19 protein-coding genes are annotated in these 17,535 nt (G+C 43.2%); 12 read left to right on the forward strand and 7 right to left on the reverse strand.

The features are described 5' to 3' along the window. Positions 1–50 precede the first annotated feature (50 nt). Positions 51–1,085 carry a hypothetical protein gene (locus ECA1_RS03645; protein ID WP_236596074.1) on the forward strand — a complete coding sequence of 345 codons (1,035 nt, stop codon included), beginning with the start codon at positions 51–53 and terminating at the stop codon, positions 1,083–1,085. After that, positions 1,057–1,581: a hypothetical protein gene (locus ECA1_RS17735; RefSeq protein WP_236596073.1), complete on the forward strand. Its 525-nt coding sequence runs from the start codon at positions 1,057–1,059 to the stop codon at positions 1,579–1,581. The genes ECA1_RS03645 and ECA1_RS17735 overlap by 29 nt, the downstream gene beginning before the upstream one ends. Positions 1,582–1,930: 349 nt before the next feature. Here the strand turns inward: ECA1_RS17735 and ECA1_RS03650 are convergent, their stop codons facing one another. Then, the gene (locus ECA1_RS03650) at positions 1,931–2,770 is read right to left on the reverse strand and encodes an aldo/keto reductase (RefSeq protein WP_016610001.1); all 840 of its coding nucleotides are present in this window, start codon (positions 2,768–2,770) and stop codon (positions 1,931–1,933) included. Positions 2,771–2,905: 135 nt separating this feature from the next. Then, on the reverse strand, positions 2,906–3,733 hold the full coding sequence (locus tag ECA1_RS03655; RefSeq protein WP_060791763.1) for a manganese catalase: 828 nt from the start codon (positions 3,731–3,733) through the stop codon (positions 2,906–2,908). 185 nt (positions 3,734–3,918) lie between these two features. On the opposite strand from ECA1_RS03655, the gene ECA1_RS03660 reads away from it, so the two are divergent. Continuing rightward, the gene (locus ECA1_RS03660; protein WP_060791764.1) at positions 3,919–4,860 is read left to right on the forward strand and encodes a magnesium transporter CorA family protein; all 942 of its coding nucleotides are present in this window, start codon (positions 3,919–3,921) and stop codon (positions 4,858–4,860) included. A gap of 72 nt (positions 4,861–4,932) precedes the next feature. Here the strand turns inward: ECA1_RS03660 and ECA1_RS03665 are convergent, their stop codons facing one another. The 3 genes from ECA1_RS03665 to ECA1_RS03675 form a co-directional block, all read right to left on the reverse strand. Continuing rightward, a complete protein-coding gene (locus ECA1_RS03665) occupies positions 4,933–5,784 on the reverse strand; it encodes a carbohydrate ABC transporter permease (protein ID WP_010747711.1) in 852 nt (283 codons plus the stop codon). Next, positions 5,774–6,646 (reverse strand): carbohydrate ABC transporter permease, encoded by an 873-nt coding sequence (locus tag ECA1_RS03670; protein ID WP_060791765.1) that lies wholly within the window; start codon positions 6,644–6,646, stop codon positions 5,774–5,776. The genes ECA1_RS03665 and ECA1_RS03670 overlap by 11 nt, the downstream gene beginning before the upstream one ends. A gap of 92 nt (positions 6,647–6,738) precedes the next feature. Next, complete coding sequence (locus ECA1_RS03675; protein ID WP_060791766.1) at positions 6,739–7,998, reverse strand: ABC transporter substrate-binding protein; 1,260 nt, start codon at positions 7,996–7,998, stop codon at positions 6,739–6,741. Positions 7,999–8,405: 407 nt separating this feature from the next. On the opposite strand from ECA1_RS03675, the gene ECA1_RS03680 reads away from it, so the two are divergent. The 3 genes from ECA1_RS03680 to ECA1_RS03690 all read left to right on the forward strand — a co-directional run bounded on the left by ECA1_RS03680 (position 8,406) and on the right by ECA1_RS03690 (position 10,352). Continuing rightward, positions 8,406–8,654 carry a GlsB/YeaQ/YmgE family stress response membrane protein gene (locus tag ECA1_RS03680; protein ID WP_005225422.1) on the forward strand — a complete coding sequence of 83 codons (249 nt, stop codon included), beginning with the start codon at positions 8,406–8,408 and terminating at the stop codon, positions 8,652–8,654. Positions 8,655–8,838: 184 nt separating this feature from the next. Then, on the forward strand, positions 8,839–9,240 hold the full coding sequence (locus tag ECA1_RS03685; protein ID WP_005225423.1) for an Ohr family peroxiredoxin: 402 nt from the start codon (positions 8,839–8,841) through the stop codon (positions 9,238–9,240). 77 nt (positions 9,241–9,317) lie between these two features. Then, the gene (locus ECA1_RS03690) at positions 9,318–10,352 is read left to right on the forward strand and encodes a hypothetical protein (protein ID WP_060791767.1); all 1,035 of its coding nucleotides are present in this window, start codon (positions 9,318–9,320) and stop codon (positions 10,350–10,352) included. 60 nt (positions 10,353–10,412) lie between these two features. Here ECA1_RS03690 and ECA1_RS03695 read toward each other — a convergent pair whose 3' ends face one another. Beyond that, entirely contained in the window at positions 10,413–10,757 is a 345-nt protein-coding gene (locus tag ECA1_RS03695; RefSeq protein ID WP_005225425.1) for a peptidase, read from the reverse strand. A gap of 292 nt (positions 10,758–11,049) precedes the next feature. Between ECA1_RS03695 and pepA the strand changes: the two genes are divergently transcribed. The 4 genes from pepA to ytpR all read left to right on the forward strand — a co-directional run bounded on the left by pepA (position 11,050) and on the right by ytpR (position 14,246). After that, positions 11,050–12,126, forward strand: coding sequence for a glutamyl aminopeptidase (gene pepA / locus ECA1_RS03700; RefSeq protein ID WP_060791847.1), 1,077 nt, complete (start codon positions 11,050–11,052; stop codon positions 12,124–12,126). Between the two features lie 133 nt (positions 12,127–12,259). Further along, the gene (locus tag ECA1_RS03705; protein WP_034857755.1) at positions 12,260–12,580 is read left to right on the forward strand and encodes a thioredoxin family protein; all 321 of its coding nucleotides are present in this window, start codon (positions 12,260–12,262) and stop codon (positions 12,578–12,580) included. Between the two features lie 12 nt (positions 12,581–12,592). Continuing rightward, positions 12,593–13,054 (forward strand): universal stress protein, encoded by a 462-nt coding sequence (locus tag ECA1_RS03710; RefSeq protein WP_005225429.1) that lies wholly within the window; start codon positions 12,593–12,595, stop codon positions 13,052–13,054. Between the two features lie 577 nt (positions 13,055–13,631). Then, the gene (gene ytpR / locus ECA1_RS03715) at positions 13,632–14,246 is read left to right on the forward strand and encodes a YtpR family tRNA-binding protein (RefSeq protein WP_005225431.1); all 615 of its coding nucleotides are present in this window, start codon (positions 13,632–13,634) and stop codon (positions 14,244–14,246) included. Positions 14,247–14,315: 69 nt separating this feature from the next. On the opposite strand, the gene ECA1_RS03720 is transcribed toward ytpR, so the two are convergent. Continuing rightward, positions 14,316–15,620: a S1C family serine protease gene (locus ECA1_RS03720; protein ID WP_015509239.1), complete on the reverse strand. Its 1,305-nt coding sequence runs from the start codon at positions 15,618–15,620 to the stop codon at positions 14,316–14,318. Positions 15,621–15,993: 373 nt separating this feature from the next. Between ECA1_RS03720 and rlmH the strand changes: the two genes are divergently transcribed. Together rlmH and ECA1_RS03730 are read left to right on the forward strand one after the other, a co-directional pair. Next, complete coding sequence (gene rlmH / locus ECA1_RS03725) at positions 15,994–16,473, forward strand: 23S rRNA (pseudouridine(1915)-N(3))-methyltransferase RlmH (RefSeq protein ID WP_060791768.1); 480 nt, start codon at positions 15,994–15,996, stop codon at positions 16,471–16,473. 43 nt (positions 16,474–16,516) lie between these two features. Beyond that, complete coding sequence (locus ECA1_RS03730) at positions 16,517–17,377, forward strand: LEM-3-like GIY-YIG domain-containing protein (RefSeq protein ID WP_060791769.1); 861 nt, start codon at positions 16,517–16,519, stop codon at positions 17,375–17,377. Positions 17,378–17,535: the final 158 nt, after the last annotated feature.

The following is a 17,535-nucleotide window of genomic DNA, read 5'->3' on the forward strand; positions in this document are numbered from 1 at the left end:
TAAATTCTAATAGAATTCTGTTACCTCCAAAGAAGAAAGGAGCAAAGTGAATGCAAGTCGCTGCGCAAATAAATTCAACCGAAGAGAAATTTTTTGAAAATATCTTTCCCATCTATAAAATCTTTAGTCTGTGTTTCTTTGCTCTTGCCATCTATCATATGACCAGTTGGCAAGTATTAGCAGCCGAAGGACCAACCGACCAGTCCCAAGGCGTCATAGCCGACATCCTCAACAGCGAAAGGATTACCCCAGAACCTACAGAGCCGCTCACTGAACCATTGTTGGAAATCGTCACGGAACTTCCCAATTCAGAACTAATGGTTCCCTTTTTTGAATTGATTTATGCAGTGACACCAAGTGAGGGGGAAATGCTGAAAGAAGTCTATGTCAATGTGAACGGTGAATATGATCGGCATTTGTATCAAAGAGCGATAGGAGAGCCAAAGTTCACGGAGCGAACATTTGGTGAGGCGAGGCTTTTTCTTTCTAGTGACCAACAGGAAAGTAAATTTGAATTGGTCGCCGTCGATAGTAGTAACAAAAGGACTTATTATCCCATAGAGCAGTCATTTTGGTTATCCGAAAATCCCGAACCACCGTCGCCGACTATCGCTGATGTAACGACGGAAGAGTATTCCGGTGAAGAAGTGACCTTCATTAACAATCGGCTCCATTTTCAACTGGATAGGGAGCGCTTTAATCAAGAATTCGGGTCAAACCATGAAACGGTTTTAGACAAATTGCTTTATGAACTTTCATATTTTGGTGGTGAACTTCTATCCGGTCCAGATAAAAATGATTTTGCAACAATTCGTTTGAAGGGAACTTCTTATGAAGAGCTTGAAAGGATTATACAGAAGTCAATCTCAGAATCCTATGGATTTATCGCTGATGGAAAGATCCAAGAGATAGCTTTAGCCACATCAGACTTATTGCCTAGTGAGGAAGAATCTGTCAACTGCTCCTTTGAGTTAAAACCTGAAATGGTGCGAGTTGGTTTTGTTCCTGGATTGTTTTTGAGAAGGTACCAAAACAATGTGTTGAGCTTTCAATTGCATGAAGAAACATCTTTTTTTGAATGCTGAAACGTTTCCAGAGACTTACCTTAGTAAAAAACTGATTGAAAACAAGATTGATGAAACAATTACAGCAATAGATGGGATTCGCTTGGAAAGAAATCCTTCTAGTTATTCTCTTTTCCGAGTAAAGGTTGCTGATGGGACACCTAGAGAATTGATAAAAAAAGCCCAAAAACTATTGGCAGAGCACCCCAACATTTTTGCAGAAGCAGGTTTAGCTGTATTGGCAGACATAAAAACACCACGTTATGACACAACTCCTGAATACGAAAGAAAACCTCTTGATAGGCGATTAAATCACTTAGAACAACAAATATACCAATTTTGGGGAAGGATTAATGAAAATGGCACAGTTTCTTCAATGGCAGATATGGGCTTAAGAGGGCTGCCGACTATCGTGAAACTACTAGGAGGTGCCGGTCTATTTTGTGGCATTCTGAGTTTCGCCATCTTCATTTACCGAAAAAGACCTCCTCGCAAGAAACACGAGTTTTGGGGGTAACGTTCACTGATGGGCATGTGGAAAGTCCTTTCAAGCTGAAGGAAAACAGGGAAACGTTGTTGTCTTTAAGTGTCGAAACAGTGAAGGACAACCTTCTTTCGAGAAACCGACATTCGATTAAAAGCTGTGATGAACGCATAGCTGACGCTTGTCACCTTTAAGAAAATCGAAGTGCTAGCAAGGGAATTTCTGCCAAAAAGAATATTTTGATCGTACGACTTTGATCCACGCAAAGCTAACCACTGGAGCCTTGGTTACATAAAAACCTCTCAAAAGCAGCTGGTCGCTGATTTTTGAGAGGTTCTGTCTGCCAAGAGATAGCTATGGTGTTTTTTTCAGTTGAAATTGTTTATTCAAATTCTTCATACTCATTTGGGTCTTGACCATCGATGCGGCCGTCTGCTTTGTTTAACTGATTGATTTGATTGATTTCATCTTCAGTAAGTTCAAAGTCGAAGATCGCAAGATTTTCTCGTTGATGGGCGAGGTTTCTTGATTTTGGAAGGGGCAAAATGCCACGATCCACATGCCAGCGCAAGATGATTTGACCAGCTGATTTTTGGTATTTTTCAGCTAATTCAGTGATCAGTGGTTCTTTCAGGGCATCGCTGCCACGACCTAATGGGCTCCAAGCTTCCGTTACGATGCCGCGTTTTTTGTTTTCTGCGACCATTCGTTCTTGGACCCAGTAAGGATGGATCTCAATTTGATTTAGTGCAGGAGTCACACCAGTTGCTTCAATGATGGCATCCAAATGTTCTGGTTCAAAATTGGAAACGCCGATGGAACGGATCAAGCCTAATTTTTGGGCGGTCACTAAGGCTTGCCAAGCTTCGACATATTTGCCGCGTTTTGGTAATGGCCAGTGGATCAAAAAGGCATCGAAGTAGTCGAGTCCCATGCGAGCAAGGGATTCTTGAATGCTGGTTAGGGCATCATCATAGCCATGGTATTTTCCTGGTAATTTTGAGGTGATATAAAATTCTGAACGTGGGATACCCGAGCGACGGATCGCTTTGCCGACAATGCCTTCATTGTCATAATTGGTTGAAGAATCGATCAAGCGATACCCGTCGGCGATCGCTGCTTGCAGCTGGCTCAATCCTTCGCCACCTCGGATCTGATAGGTACCGATGCCCACTGCGGGGCGTAAATTGCCGTCGTTTAATGTCAGTAAAGGTGCTTTCATAAAATGATTCCTCCTTTTCTTCTCTACATTCTACTCTAACGCTTTTTTGACAGGAACGTAACCAACTTGCTCAAACAGACAAAGAAAAAAGAGCAACGGTTTCTGTTTCAGAAACAATTGCTCTTTTTGATCAAGTTATTTTTTAGGTGGTGTGCCATACATCTTAGGTGTGACTTGATCGAGTTTTGGCGCTTCTCCTTCGACTTTTGGTTCAGCTAACCATTGATACTCGCCTTCACCGTCGAGGGCTTTGCCTTTTGCCCAAGGACCTTCTTTGCTTTGATCGCCTTCTGAGAAGTTATAGAAATCATAAGCGATGTCTAAGCGTTCGTTTTTGCGATCAAAAGTACTTGGCACTAAAATCGTTCCTTCATTTTCTTCCAGTTCTTTGACAGCAGCTGCCCATTGATTTTGGTGGTAGCTATCACGTGCTAATAAGACCGAAAGTAAATCTTTGACCCCACGGTCATCGATCATTTCATAAATGCGTGCTACTTGCAGACGACCTTGTGATTCCGCATTTAAGTTGGCACGGAAATCAGCAAGTAAGTTGCCACTAGCAATGATATTCGCACCTGACCATGGATTGCCAACGCTATCAGCAGGACGTGGTCCTAAGCCTGCAACGATGGCATGTTGCGGATTCATTCCAGAAATGATCGCACCGATCGTTGGGTCTTTTTTCATGGCCGCTTCTTGATCTTCCACAGGCGCACCTTCCAGTAGACGTGCAACCATCGTTGCTAACATTTCAACGTGTCCAAGCTCTTCAGTAGCGATATCCATCAACATGTCTTTGTATTTTTCTTCCCCACGGCAGCTCCATCCTTGGAATAAGTATTGCATGGCAACACTCATCTCTCCATATTGTCCACCGATTAATTCTTGAAGGTATTTCGCAACTAACGGATTTGGTTTTTCTGGCTTAGCTTCAAACTGTAATTCTTTCTGATGACGAAACATACGATTCCTCCTAAAATTTTTTATTGGGCCCATAAAAAGTTTCTCATGAATCGAAAGGTTCGTCTAATAAAACGCACTTTGCCAAAATGAAAAAAGCATCGAAAAGAAAAGCCATTTATTTTGACAAAAAGCCTGAAGCGTTAGATAGTTAAATTAAGAGAGAATTAGAAAAGGAGCGAGTCACCATGTTTCAGTATTACAAAATGGAAGACCGAAAAATAAGGAAATCTTCGGAGGAGGATTACAATTGGCTAGTGGTTTCTGGCACAGATCCAGAGGAACAACGACACTTGTTAGATAAGTATCAACTGCCTGAAGATATTTTTATTGGCGCCAATGAACCGGAAGAAGTGTCACGTTTGGAATACTTGCGCAACACCAAGTTAAATCATCCGATTCTCTATACTTTGATCGATTTGTCGGAAGTGACACAAGATCGGATCGAAGACCGTCTTGAGCCTGTGACTTTTATCTACACCAAGGATTTGTTGATCACCTACGTATCTGAACAATCCAATCTGATCAAACGATTGATCGAAAAGCATGAGCAAGATATCCAGCGGTATGAAGATATTGTTGCTTATGCCACGTTGATGATCTACACCCATTACATCAAAGGTTTGCAGGAGATGAAGAAGCAAATCGATGATTTGGATCAAGCAGCCCGTAAAACGACGGAAAACAAGGAATTGTTTAACTTAGCCGATACCGAGCGAGATATGGTCTATCTTGATCACACCTTGCGGGACCAAAACCATACTGTCGATCGATTGATGGATCGCAAAGAATTTTTGGATCGTTTGGATAATGAAGCACTCGTTTATGACATCAAGCTGCGGCAGAAATTTGCCATGAAAATGGTCACCATCTATCGCGACTTGTTAGAAACCATCGGTGGCTTGTTCTCCGATATGATGGACAACAATCTAAACCATCTGATGAAATACTTAGATTCTGCGGCATTAGTGGTGGCAGTGCCGTCCTTGATCGCGGGGCTATGGGGGATCAACACCGGGGGACTGCCAGGAAAAGACAATGCGATCGGTACGATTGTCGTCTTTGGCTTGGCTATTTTAGTCGGCATTTTAACTGCCGTCTACTTGTCACGAAAAGACTTTTCAAAATAAAAAGCGCCGCTGCTCTGTGGCACCGTTCATCCATAAAAGGAGAAAGGTGCGACGAAGCAGTAGGCACTTTTTTTATTTTAGTCCGCTGTCTAAATTGCTGTCGAGAATCCAGCGCTGAAAGGCGAGGAAGACCAGCAGCAAAGGCAAAATGGAAATTACCGAGGCAGCGATCAAAATCGTCCAATTGATATTTTCCGCGCCCACCAAGCTGCGGATCGCCACTTGCAAGGTATATTTTTTCGGATCATTCAAGACGATCAAGGGCCAGATATAATCATTCCACCGCCACTGGAAGGAAAAGATCCCCAGTGTCATAATGATTGGTCGGGCAATCGGCAGCATGATTTTCAAAAAGATCATCCCATCCGAAGCGCCATCGATACGGGCTGATTCAATCAGATCGTCAGGAACGGAGACGAAAAAGGTCCGAAACATAAAGATACCTGTTGCTGTATTGATGGAAGGGATGATGATCCCCAATAAGTTATCATATAAGCCTAGTGAACGAATGACAGAAAACGTTGGGTTCATGATAACTTCCGTCGGCAGCATGGTGGTGGCGATGATACAGATGAAGAAAAAACGCAGCCATTTCGCATCATATTTTGCAAAGGCATAGCCACAGGCGGCGCTGACTAGGATCGTCAATAAAGTGGTGACCACCGCTGAAATCAACGTATTATTGAAGTAACGAAAGAAATCCAATGTTGTCCAAGCATCAATAAAGTTTTGAATGGTTGGATTTTCAGGAATGATTTTCAAGGGATAAGCAAATAGTTCGGTCCCTGGTTTAAAGGCACTCAATAAGAACCAAAGCAGTGGAAAAAGGTACAGCAGGGAAGTGATGATCAGTGCCAACGTTAAAAAAAACATCGCTGACTTTCTTGTGACAGGTCGTTTGGTTTTGATGGTCTTAGATGTCATTCTTGCCGCCTCCAATCTTCATTTGTGCTAAGCCTAACAGTAAAAGAATCACGAAAAGTACCATGGAGGCAGCACTGGCATAGCCGACCCGCATTTTGTCAAACCCAGCCGTATAGATATATTGCACGATCAACATGTTGTCGGTTCCTGGACCACCATTGGTCAGCGATTGCACGAGGGCGAACTCTTTCATAGCGCCGATCGAAGCCAATAAGATGACCATAAAGGAAGTCGGCCGCAGCATAGGCAAGGTGATGTAGCGTAATTTGTGCCCAAAGCTGGCGCCGTCGATCTCGGCAGCTTCATACAATGAGCGAGGGATATTTTTCAAAGCTGCAGTAAATTGCAGCATGTTAAAGGCAGTCCCGCCCCAGATGGCAGCCAAAATAATGACAGAAAAAGCAGCATTCGAGTCGGTAAACCACGGGACAGTTTGTTGTCCCGCTTGCTCTAGAATAAAGTTGATAAAGCCAAAGTTTTCACCAAACAGCCATTTCCAGATAACCCCAGCGATGATCCCAGAGATGGTCCATGGTAAGAAAAAAATGATCTTTGCGAAAAATTTGCCTCTCGCCAGCTGACTGTTCAACATCAAAGCGACGGCGAGAGAAACGACATAGATACTTGGGACCAGAATGATCACATAACGAAATGTACGAAATAGTGCTTTATAGAAGCTGGCGTCTTGAAACAATTCTTGATAATTCGCCAAGCCGATAAAATTGGCTGTCGCAAAGCCTTTATAGTCGGTTAACGAGTAATAAAGTCCTAAGAGTGCTGGAATCAAAAAGAAGATAATGAACAAAATGATGCTTGCGCCAGTGAATAGCAACGGCCATTTGTTTTTTTGTAAAGTACTCACAGAAAATTCCTCCTCCGACGATCGTATCAGCAACAAAGAACCCGCAGTCTGCAAAAAGCCAGACTATGGGTTCTTTGTGGTTGAACGTCTGTTTATTTCTTCAAAAACCCATCATTGTAATCTTTGATCGTCTTGTCGATTGCCTCATCTAATGTAATTTCATCATTTAATACTTGCACGATGGCATCACGGTAAGCCCCTGTCAATCCAGTGTAGCCTTTCATACTCATCGTCACTTGATCGGTAGTTTGCTTGCTGCTGATTGGTTGAGCAGCGGCTGCGATCTCTTGGTTGTAGATTTCATAAGCATCCTGGCCTTGTTCATAGTCGACCGTCAAATCTTCCACCGCAGGTAAGTAGCCAGCATAGGTACAAAGCTGTTTGAAATTTTCTTCTTCGTACAACCATTTGATGAATTTTTCGCCTTCTTCACTGTTTTTACTATTGTTGAAGCCAGTAATGAAGTTGCCGCCCATATTGACCGCGCGGGTCTCTTCATAAGGAGAATAGGTGGATTGCCAGTTAAAGTTGCTGATGTTGGTAGAAAAATCAACGATCTGCCAGCTGCCAGAAAAGTAAGCTGGAACACGGCCGCTCTTGAACATAGCAGAAGCATCTTCTCCAGAGGTCCAAACCGATTTTGGCATCACTTCCTCATTGTTCAAATCAACAAATTTTTGCAAAGCCGCTTTCGTAGCATCATCGGTCGTATAAGAATCACCGCTGTCATCTAAAAAGAAATCTTGTCCTCCGTATTGATAGGTGAAAGCCCGTAAACGGTGATCCGACGCGTCCATGACCATGCCGTATTTGGCATCGGTTTTTTCAACGACTTCATTGATCGCAGTTAAAAATTCATCCCAAGTCCAAATGTCCTCTTCCGAAGTGGGGTAGGTCACACCAGCTTCGTCAAACAAATCCGTATTGATAAACAACCCAGTGGCAGTGACATCAGAAGGGAGTGCTTTGACGACATCTGCTTCATCTTTGATCGTCATCGATTCCAATGTTTTTGCCTCACTGGCGATGTCTGATAGATCCATCAGATAGTCATTCCAGTCAGGTTGAACAGTAGAAACCCTTACGACTTCTGGCGCATCATCCGCTTGAACAGCTTTGGTGATTTTTGTCAGCAAGTCTGCATAAGGCACGTCGGTGACTTCGACAGTCACACCAGTTTCTTCCTTGTATTTTTCCGCCATTTTCGAATAAGCGCCGCCTTCACTGGTATCTCCAGAAACGAACATACGAATCTGCTTGTTCTCGCTGGCACTGTCACCACTGCCGCAGCCAGCGACCCCTAACATCACTGCCGCCAAAGACAAAACTGAGTACCCTATTTTTTTGTTCATTTTGTTCCTCTCCTTTATTGAATGATTTTTGTTCAAAAAAACGTTTCCAATCGAAAACGATCGAAACGTCCCCCAATGAAAAATAGCTGATGTACTGAAAAGATAGCAGTCCTAGGACTGATCGAGGAGTGAAAAGTGCCAATTATCTGACAAAATAAGAGTGGTTCTCCCTCAGTTTAGCGGATAAGATGCAAAATACAAAATAAAACGATTTCAAAAAATGCACCAATACTAAAAAAAAACGAATTAAAGCTCTTACAACGATAATTAAGAAGTGCTGATAAACGTTAACATAACAAGGTTTGAAAATTATTTTTGCAAATTGAGTGCAAATCTTTTGTCTAAAACGGGGATTAAGCGTAACATAATATGTGTAATAACTACTTAAAAGAAAGAAGGAGAAAAATATGCATTGGTTATGGGTATTAATCGTAGGAGCTATTATCGGTTTGATCGCCGGAGCTATCACAAATAAAGGTGGATCAATGGGTTGGATCGCCAACATCGTTGCAGGTTTAGTAGGTTCAGCTATTGGACAAGCGATCTTAGGTTCTTGGGGTCCATCACTTGCTGGAATGGCAATCGTCCCATCAATTATTGGTGCGGTTATTGTAGTTGCTGTTGTTTCATTCTTCTTAGGACGTTCAAACGGCTAGTCCATTCAGCAATTGTTTTCATTCATTTATTTCGGGTAGGAACTACCTTGAATAGACAGGCAAATCCAGAGTTTCTGGGTTTGCCTTTTTTGTTTTTTAAAAGGATGCATAAGCAATCCTTTTGTCAGATTAGAAAATTGTCGTTACACTTGAAGTAGGTCAAAAAAAGAAAGGAAGAGGTTCAATGAAAAAGCAATATGAAACAGCGATGATCAATCGAGGCGGACGTGTCGGAGAGGTCGAAGCACCAAACGGTAGTTTTCACCTGAAAATCGACAAGCCAGGTCTTCATAGTGAAGGGACCAATCCAGAGCAATTATTTGCCGCAGGCTATGCTTCATGCTTCAACGGTGCCGTACAGCATATGCTGAAAGAGCATAACATCGAATCCGAATCCGAAGTTAAAGCAAGAGTGTCTTTGTATCAGCATGAGGACGGTAGTTACCAAATCGGCGTGATTTTAGAAGTATCGTTACCAGGCGTTGAAAAAGCCGAGGCAGAGAAAATCGCAGAAGAAGCTCACGATTTTTGTCCGTATTCTCGGGCCACTCGCGGCAACATTGATGTCGAAGTTCAAGTAGTCTAAGCAGTATTACGAATAGACAAACAATAAGCGGTTGGTAAATCAGCCGACAAGAGGGAATTCATCAAGGAGGCCAATCAATGAGACAAACAGAGAGCTTGCTGCTTTTGGGCGTGTTTGCGGTTGGCCTTTTTGTGGTGTACTGGCTGAAAAAGCACCGACATACACGCCACAACCAAGCACTGGCAGCTCAACTGAAGCGTTATCCCAGCGTGCGGCAGGCGTGGCTGGCAGCCGGGGCAAACAGGGAAGCAGTCCTTTTGGTTCCTGGTTTAAAAGAAGCCACTGCCGCAGTGGCAACGACGGCAACGGCGAAAGCAGAAACGAGGCTGCACAAGCATGCGGATCAGTGTGAAGCAATGACCCCACAAGGGTTGGCCGTTTCAGAGGACTATTTGTTCCTCTCAGCGTATTGTTCGCAGCAGGAACATCACTCACAGCTTTATATAATAGAAAGAACGAGCGGGCGGCATCTGAAAACGGTGGTTCTGCCAAAACGCCCCCATGTCGGTGGGCTAGTCTTTGATCGAGCAACGCAAATGCTGTGGCTAACCATTACAGGGAAAGGAATGGGGCGCGTGGCGTGTGTTTCTCTACAAGCACTGCTGGAAGATGATTCCTTGGCAACCAATCAGCCTATCGCTTATCAGCAAATCATCGAATTGGTAGGCATCACTCACAGCTCCTATTTGGCAGCCGATAGCGGTGAACTTGTCTCAGGGACCTTTGCCTTGAAACAAGGGGGCGTGGTGGCGAATTATCCGCTGCCTGTTCTTTCAGCCAGCGGTCGCAAAACGCCTCCTCGCATCAAGCCGCGTAAGAGAAGGGTCACCACCACGAAAGTCCAAAGTATCGCCTTTACCACGGAATACATGTTGCTGGCACGTTCCTTTGGACCCGGGTCGGCGGAGTTATGGGTCTTTTCAAAGGATGCAACGGTGCTGACCCGCAAACATGCGTTGCGGCGCATCAAGTTTCCCCATTACCTTGAACAGATCGTGGTAGAAAAAGGACAGCTGTACTGCTTGTTTGAAAGTGGGGCATGGGCGTATCGGCAAAAAGGCGGCAGCATCGATGAAGTCGTAGTATTGGATCTTGCGACCTTGCTCCAGTAAAAGCACTGCTTAAAAAGAAAAAAGACCAGCCTCTTAAGAAGCTGGTCGTAAGTGCAGTGATTAGTCCACGATTGCTCGTTGGATATCTAAGACGGTGCCTGTATGAGCATCTGCCAAAAATTCATAGGTGACAAGCTGCCCGTCTTCGGTGCGGGTGATGCCGCCAGTATAACCTTGGGAAGTGATCGCAAATTTGCGCAAAGGTTGTTTTTCGAAATTGATCCAAGAACCTTCGATCGGTCCTTCTTTGATAAATGCTGCTTTTATATTGTCTAAGACATCATCGGCATTCATGGCTTGCCTTTTCTTCAACCAGATCGTTGAAAAAATCCCTCCTGCAAAGCCAAGACCTAAACCGATGGTCAGTCCATTTTTAAAATAATGCAATGGATGCTCATTCTCCATCTAATGTCCCTCCTAAAGTAAGTTTTCCCGAATGTTTTGATCTCGGTGAAAGCACAGGTTCTCTTAACAATAGTTTACCATAGTTTAGAAATATTCTATAAGAAAAATAACCAACAATAGAAATTTGCGCTATAATAAAGAATATCAGTAGGAATAAGGAGGAAGAGAGCACATCCGTTGTTTCACCCAAAAATTGCTGGAAAACACAGCAACAGCAAGCGTTGCTTTTTCAAAAAAAGCAGCTTTGTTTCTTTAGGGCAGCAAACAACCGATACGTGTTTCTCGAATGATCATGGAAGAAAAAACATTTCAACGCATCAAAGAACTAACGGAGTTACAAGGAACCAGCGGGTTTGAACACGACGTGCGGGCGTATATGCGTGAAGCGATGACCCCCTTGGTGGACGAGATCCAACAAGACGGCTTAGGCGGCATTTTCGGTTTGCGTCACCACCAAGAAGCAGATGCACCACGAGTGATGGTAGCTGCTCACATGGATGAAGTTGGTTTCTTATTGACGACGATCACCGATCGCGGCTTATTCAAAGTCACTCCTTTAGGCGGATGGAACCCTTATGTGGTTTCTGCCCAACGCTTTACATTGAAAACAGCGAAAGGCGATTATCCATGTGTTTCTTCTTCAGTACCGCCACATTTGTTGCGAGGAAGCAGCGGTCAAAAAAATGTCGAAGTCACAGATATTTTGTTTGATGCTGGGTTTGAATCAAAAGAAGAAGCAGAAAGCTTTGGTGTACGTCCTGGCGATACGATCGTCCCACAAGTGGAAACCATCAAAACAGCCAATGGGAAAAACATCATCTCGAAAGCTTGGGACAACCGTTACGGCTGTGCAGTCGTATTAGAAGCACTTGAAGCCTTGAAAGAGGAAACGTTAGGCCATACGCTGATTGCTGGTGCCAATGTTCAAGAAGAAGTCGGCTTACGAGGTTCTCGTCCGTCTGTGACGAAATTCAAACCAGACTTATTCTTTGCGGTCGATTGCTCGCCAGCAGATGACACAGTCACCAAAAATGGTACCTTTGGTCATCTAGGGGCCGGTACTTTGATGCGAATCTATGATCCAGGCATGATCATGTTGCCACGGATGAAAGAATTCTTGTTGGATACAGCAGAAACCAACAACATTCCGTACCAATACTTTGTTTCAAAAGGCGGTACCGACGCTGGTGCGGCACACATGGCAAATGAAGGGATCCCAAGTTCAGTCATCGGTGTTCCTGGACGTTACATCCATACTCACCAAACATTATTCAGTATCGCTGATTTTGAAGCGGCACGGGAAATGGTGATTCAAGTCTTGAAAGGATTGGATCGTTCCACTGTTGATACGATATTGGCAGGACAATAAGCGAGAACGAACGAAAGCAAAGAGACAGCCATCCGTTGTCTCTTTTTTTCTGCAGGGCTTTGCAAGATCAGCATGTCAGTTGGTAGTCCCTGAAAGAAAGGTGTATACTGAAAGAAAAGAAAGTGGTGAGCATTTGATTATTCCAAAAGATTTAGCAGAGTTAGCAACATATGTGGAGAAAGGCAAAAATGTCTTCTTTTTCACCGCCGATTGGTGTGGCGATTGTCGATACATCAAACCGCAATTGCCTGAGATCGAAGCGGACTTTCCAGAGCTTCAATTTATCGAAGTCGACCGTGATGAATACATGGATGTAGCGGTTGAATGGAACATTTTTGGTATTCCTAGCCTCGTCGTTATCGAAGACGGCAAGGAGCTGGGACGGTTAGTCAACAAGGATCGCAAAACCAAAGAAGAGATCGAAGCCTTTTTAACCAGCGTACAATCAGCATAGGAGGGGAAAAAGATGGAAGCACAAAGATATCAAAACATTTTAGTAGGGATCGACGGTTCAGATCAAGCGATGTCTGCCTTCAAAAAAGCAGTGGAAGTCGCTCGTCGAAATCAAGGGAAGGTCTATGCCGCAACGATCATCGACCAGCAAGTGCCGACCATGATGGGCTATGCACCTTTGGATAGTTCGATCTTGGAACAAGAAAAAGATACGGCGAAAAATCTGATCGACGACTGCAAAGCCTACGCAAAATCAGTAGATTTTGATCTAGTAGAAGGCATCGTCGCTTACGGCTCCATCAAAGACGCCCTTGCCACTCAATTACCAGACCAATACGACATCGATTTGATCATGGTGGGGCAATCTGGGCTGAACGCCGTGGAACGCTTCATGATGGGGAGTGTCGCCAGCTTCGTTATCCGTGAAGCCCGGTGCGACGTGCTGATCGTATCGCCTGAAGAAACCAAAGCGTAAGGTCATTTTTTGAAAAAATAAGCTTGTCGTTGCCGAGTTCTTTTCCTTAGAGAAGATGGCAGCAAAAGAAGACAAGGGTTAAAAGAAAGTTCCTGAGAACCAGCGATGTTTCACTTGTTAGCAAAGCACCGTCTTTCACTGATGAGCTGCAGCTGGTTCTCAGGTTTTTTTGTGCTCATTTTGAGGGAAGACATCTTTCGCTGTTGTCTTGTTATATAGGTAGTAGTGCCAAACAGAAGTTTTTAGAACCAGCGTTTATTGGCTCGTTAGCAAAGCAGCGTTTTAGCTAATAAGCCGCAGCTGGTTCTTAGTTTTTTCCTGTATACAGTTTTTGGAAAACTTATTGTTGTTGCCTTCTTTCGTAGAAAGTATTCTACCAGCAAGTTCTTGAGAAGCCGCGGGTTCTGCTCCTTCGCCAATTTTCAACCTAAGCCAGCCAGCAGAAGTTGGTTCTCAGGCGTTTTTTGTCTTTGAAAATAAGTAGAATTTCAAGGAAAACAAAGAAATTCCATGACGGATGCCGAAAAATTTGTTAAGATTATGGGCGGAATGTGTAAGTACCTAAGGAGGAAAAAACGTGATTTTTGCTTATAACAAAGAATATGTTAGTGATACACTGCTTGCCATCACAGCAGATGATAAAGGATTAGAACAAACCGTCGAACGCAAAGGCAACGTTGCCCAAATCAAAAATGAAGAAGGCACGATCGTCGGCTGGAACTTTTTTGCGATCTCAGAAGTGATGACGATCGAAGGCCGTGGCCAAGTGACGTTGACGAAAGAACAAATCCAACAATTAAACACCATGATCAAAGAAGCAGGATTCAGCGAAGAACTGCCAGCAGATACAGAACCAAAAATCGTCGTTGGCTATGTGAAATCTTGTGTGGAACATCCAGACAGCGACCATCTGTCTATCACGGAAACAGAAGTCGGGGATGGGGAAGTCTTGCAAATCGTCTGTGGTGCTGCCAATATCCGTAAAGGCTTGAAAGTCGTTGTCGCAAAACCTGGGGCAATGATGCCAGATGGCTTGATGATTTGGCCGGGGACGCTTCGTGGCGTAGAAAGCTTCGGAATGATCTGCTCTGCTAAAGAACTGCATTTAGAAGGTGCACCAATGAAAAAAGGCATCCTTGAGCTGCCTCAAGATGCCGTTGTAGGTGAAGCTTTTCCAGTCGGTAAAGCCTAAAAAAAATGAACTGCCGCTTCCTGTTTTTGCGGCAGTTCATTTTTTGATTGTTTCGATTGGTTTTGGTGATTAGTTGCTGCTGTCTGTTGATTGTTCGTTGATCGACGTATCAACGGAAAGTTTTACTTCTGCCGTTTTTTCTTCATCGCCACGATAGAAGGTTACAGTGATCGTGTCACCGACTTTGTGTTTGTACAACGCAGATTGCAGATCCGTTGTTGTGCTGACTTCTGTGTCATCGATCTTCGTGATAACGTCATATTGTTGCAATCCTGCTTGTTCTGCTGGTGTTGCATTGTTGACTGAGTAGATCACAACGCCAGAAGTTACGGATGAAGGAACTTTCAAGATTTGTTCTTGTTGTTGTGATGTGATGGAACCTAAATCGATCGTTTGGATCCCTAGTGCAGGGCGAACCACTTTGCCGTCTGCTTCTAGTTGATTGATGATTTCAACGACATCGTTACTTGGGATCGCAAAGCCCATCCCTTCCACACTAACACCTGAAGCAGAGCCAGAGGTGCTGGCGATTTTACTTGAGTTGATCCCAATCACTTGACCATCAACGTTGATCAGTGGACCACCTGAGTTCCCTGGGTTGATCGCAGCATCCGTTTGGATCGCATTGATGCTGATCGTACCACCAGATTCGTTTTGGCTTGTTACTTGACGATTCAAGGAAGAAACGATCCCTTGTGTCACAGAGTTTGCGTAGTCAGAGCCGAGAGGAGAGCCGATTGCGATTGCTGGTTCGCCGACTTTCAAGGCACTTGAATCACCAAATGTTGCGGCAGTCTTCACATGCTCTGAAGAGATTTTCAATACAGCCAAGTCTGTGTAAGCGTCAGTACCGACCAATTCAGCTTTGACTTTCGTACCGTCTGCTAAAACAACTTCTAAACCGTCTTGACCTTCTACGACGTGGTTGTTGGTTACAACATAGGCATCGTCACCATCGATTTTGTAGATGACCCCACTCCCTTCAGAAGAAGCTTCTAAAGCACTGTCGTCATCGCTTTGGCTATCGCCTTCACTTTGTCCGCCTTGCTGACCAAAGAGGCTGTTCCAGTCGTTGCTTTGACTTTGTTGTAGATTAATGATGGAAACGACAGAATCTTGTACTTTTTCAACTGCCTCAGTGACATCGCTAGTCACATCAAGTTTTACATTGGATACTTGGGTTTGTCCGTTAGAATCTTGGACCCCGCTGTTGGTCGTGGTTTCTGGTGTTGAAGTCAAAGAGGAACCCATTGCCAGATACAGACCGCCGAAGGTCAATAAACCGCCGACCATACCGCCTAAAATCCCAATACCTAATCGTTTTAATAAACCAGGAGAAGTTTTCTTGCCTGGTGTGACATATTTTCTTGCCATTACTATTTCCCCCTTAATGAATAATTCGTTATAATCAGTATATTCCTTCTATCTGAGATTAGTCTACTAAGAGATTTTGAAAAAAATATGAAGAAGTTGCGTAAGAATCTGTTTCAAACGATGAAATTTTCTTCGCAAAACCCGTTCATTTTTGAATAAAAATAGCAGGCAAAACTGGGGAGAAGCAAAGGTCTGTTTATCCACACCGTGTGGACAAACTTGAAAGCTTTGGTTGGGTGGATGAAGAAACCCTTGAAGTGTCGCATTTTTATAGATAAGATAGAAGAATTTCAAAGAAAGTCAAAGTGTGTAAAAGGTTGTGGATAGCATTGTCCACATTTTCATAAAATAAGGGGATAACGAGGAGGAACCTATGAAAATCAAAATCGTCACAGTAGGAAAACTAAAAGAAAAGTACCTCGTTCAAGGAATCAACGAGTACGCCAAACGATTGGGGGCATACGCAAAGCTTGAGTTTGTCGAAGTATCGGATGAAAAAGCACCAGAAACCTTGAGTGAAGCCCAAATGCTGCAGATCAAAGAAAAAGAAGGGCAGCGCATTTTAGCCAAAATCAAAGACACCGAATATGTCTTTGCCTTAGCGATCGAAGGCACCAACCCCACAAGCGAAGCCTTCGCCAAACAAATCGATCAACTCGGCATCCAAGGAAAAAGCCAACTGACCTTCGTCATCGGCGGCTCCCTAGGCTTGAGTCAAGAAGTCATGACCCGCAGTGATGCCAAAATCTCCTTTGGCAAAATGACCTACCCGCATCAACTCATGAAGTTGATCTTATTGGAGCAAATCTATCGCGCGTATCGAATCAATACGGGGGCGCCGTATCATAAGTAAAACGAATTAGTAAGGATAATCTATCAATAAAAGGAAAGTAAAAATGAAGGAAATTAATCAGTTTTCAGCTTCTACGCTTGCAACATTAAAAAAAGATGAGAAGCATCTATATTATGTATATTATTTAGTTGATCCTAGAAACAACCAGCCTTTTTATATTGGGAAAAGAAAAGGGAATCGTATTTTTGCCCATCGGCAAGCTGCTTTAAATAGGATGAAACAAGCAAATTTAGTTGGAGAAAATGAAACAGCAATTACTTTAAAAATTAAAACGATTCAAGAAATTATTGAATCAAATTTACAAGTATTAAGTTATATCCTAAGTTATGGGTTATCTGAAAATGAGGCATATGCAAGCGAAAATGTTATGATCAATTATGCACAGCTGGTACAGGGGCTTTCACTGACAAATTTGGTGAAAGGACATGGTTCTAAAGTAATGCTCGTTGAGGAAATCGAAGAGCGTTTTGGCTTCCAACCAATGTCTATCAGTGAAATAGCAACGGATGACTTGATATTAGCAGTAAAAGTAAGAGATGCTTTTTCTTTGAGTAAAGATGAATCTAAAGAATACCCTATCGATGAAGAATATCGGGATATTTCAAATCTAAAGTCGCGAACTTTAGGGAACTGGGTTATTGGGCGCAATAAAATTCAACACATCCGTTATATCATCGCTATTAACACAGGAGCAGAAAATGCTGTTGTGGCAGCTTATAAAGTATCTGAGCAGTTTTCAGAATCAAAGAAACTAGAAAACGGCCTAACGCGATATGCGTTCCGTGCACTATCAACCAGAGAAGAAACACTGAAGGAACTCAATTTAGTAAAGCGTTCATTGCCAGAAGTTAAATTTGGAAGCGGTAGTGCGATCGCTTATATAAACACAAAACAAGCGAGATAACGTCATATTGTTCTTTTAAGAACTTTTTGGTTGACAAAACGTTTATAAATAATAGAAATAGTATGAAAAAAAGAAAAATTTTGTGTACTGTTTCTTGTATCAATGCACTTGTATATTCTTTAAAAGTCACTTTAAAAAACAATCACAACTATCCACCG

The sequence above is a fragment of the Enterococcus casseliflavus NBRC 100478 genome (assembly GCF_001544095.1).
Classification (GTDB): Bacteria; Bacillota; Bacilli; order Lactobacillales; family Enterococcaceae; genus Enterococcus_D; species Enterococcus_D casseliflavus.

Coding starts and splice junctions, on each gene's coding strand:
- ECA1_RS03695 (WP_005225425.1), bottom strand. CDS start 10,757: ATGGAGAATGAGCATCCATTGCATTATTTTAAAAATGGACTGACCATC.
- ECA1_RS03650 (WP_016610001.1), bottom strand. CDS start 2,770: ATGAAAGCACCTTTACTGACATTAAACGACGGCAATTTACGCCCCGCA.
- ECA1_RS03675 (WP_060791766.1), bottom strand. CDS start 7,998: ATGAACAAAAAAATAGGGTACTCAGTTTTGTCTTTGGCGGCAGTGATG.
- rlmH (WP_060791768.1), top strand. CDS start 15,994: ATGAAAATCAAAATCGTCACAGTAGGAAAACTAAAAGAAAAGTACCTC.
- ECA1_RS17735 (WP_236596073.1), top strand. CDS start 1,057: ATGAAGAAACATCTTTTTTTGAATGCTGAAACGTTTCCAGAGACTTAC.
- ECA1_RS03730 (WP_060791769.1), top strand. CDS start 16,517: ATGAAGGAAATTAATCAGTTTTCAGCTTCTACGCTTGCAACATTAAAA.
- ECA1_RS03645 (WP_236596074.1), top strand. CDS start 51: ATGCAAGTCGCTGCGCAAATAAATTCAACCGAAGAGAAATTTTTTGAA.
- pepA (WP_060791847.1), top strand. CDS start 11,050: ATGGAAGAAAAAACATTTCAACGCATCAAAGAACTAACGGAGTTACAA.
- ECA1_RS03720 (WP_015509239.1), bottom strand. CDS start 15,620: ATGGCAAGAAAATATGTCACACCAGGCAAGAAAACTTCTCCTGGTTTA.
- ECA1_RS03655 (WP_060791763.1), bottom strand. CDS start 3,733: ATGTTTCGTCATCAGAAAGAATTACAGTTTGAAGCTAAGCCAGAAAAA.
- ECA1_RS03665 (WP_010747711.1), bottom strand. CDS start 5,784: ATGACATCTAAGACCATCAAAACCAAACGACCTGTCACAAGAAAGTCA.
- ECA1_RS03680 (WP_005225422.1), top strand. CDS start 8,406: ATGCATTGGTTATGGGTATTAATCGTAGGAGCTATTATCGGTTTGATC.
- ECA1_RS03690 (WP_060791767.1), top strand. CDS start 9,318: ATGAGACAAACAGAGAGCTTGCTGCTTTTGGGCGTGTTTGCGGTTGGC.
- ECA1_RS03710 (WP_005225429.1), top strand. CDS start 12,593: ATGGAAGCACAAAGATATCAAAACATTTTAGTAGGGATCGACGGTTCA.
- ECA1_RS03660 (WP_060791764.1), top strand. CDS start 3,919: ATGTTTCAGTATTACAAAATGGAAGACCGAAAAATAAGGAAATCTTCG.
- ECA1_RS03685 (WP_005225423.1), top strand. CDS start 8,839: ATGAAAAAGCAATATGAAACAGCGATGATCAATCGAGGCGGACGTGTC.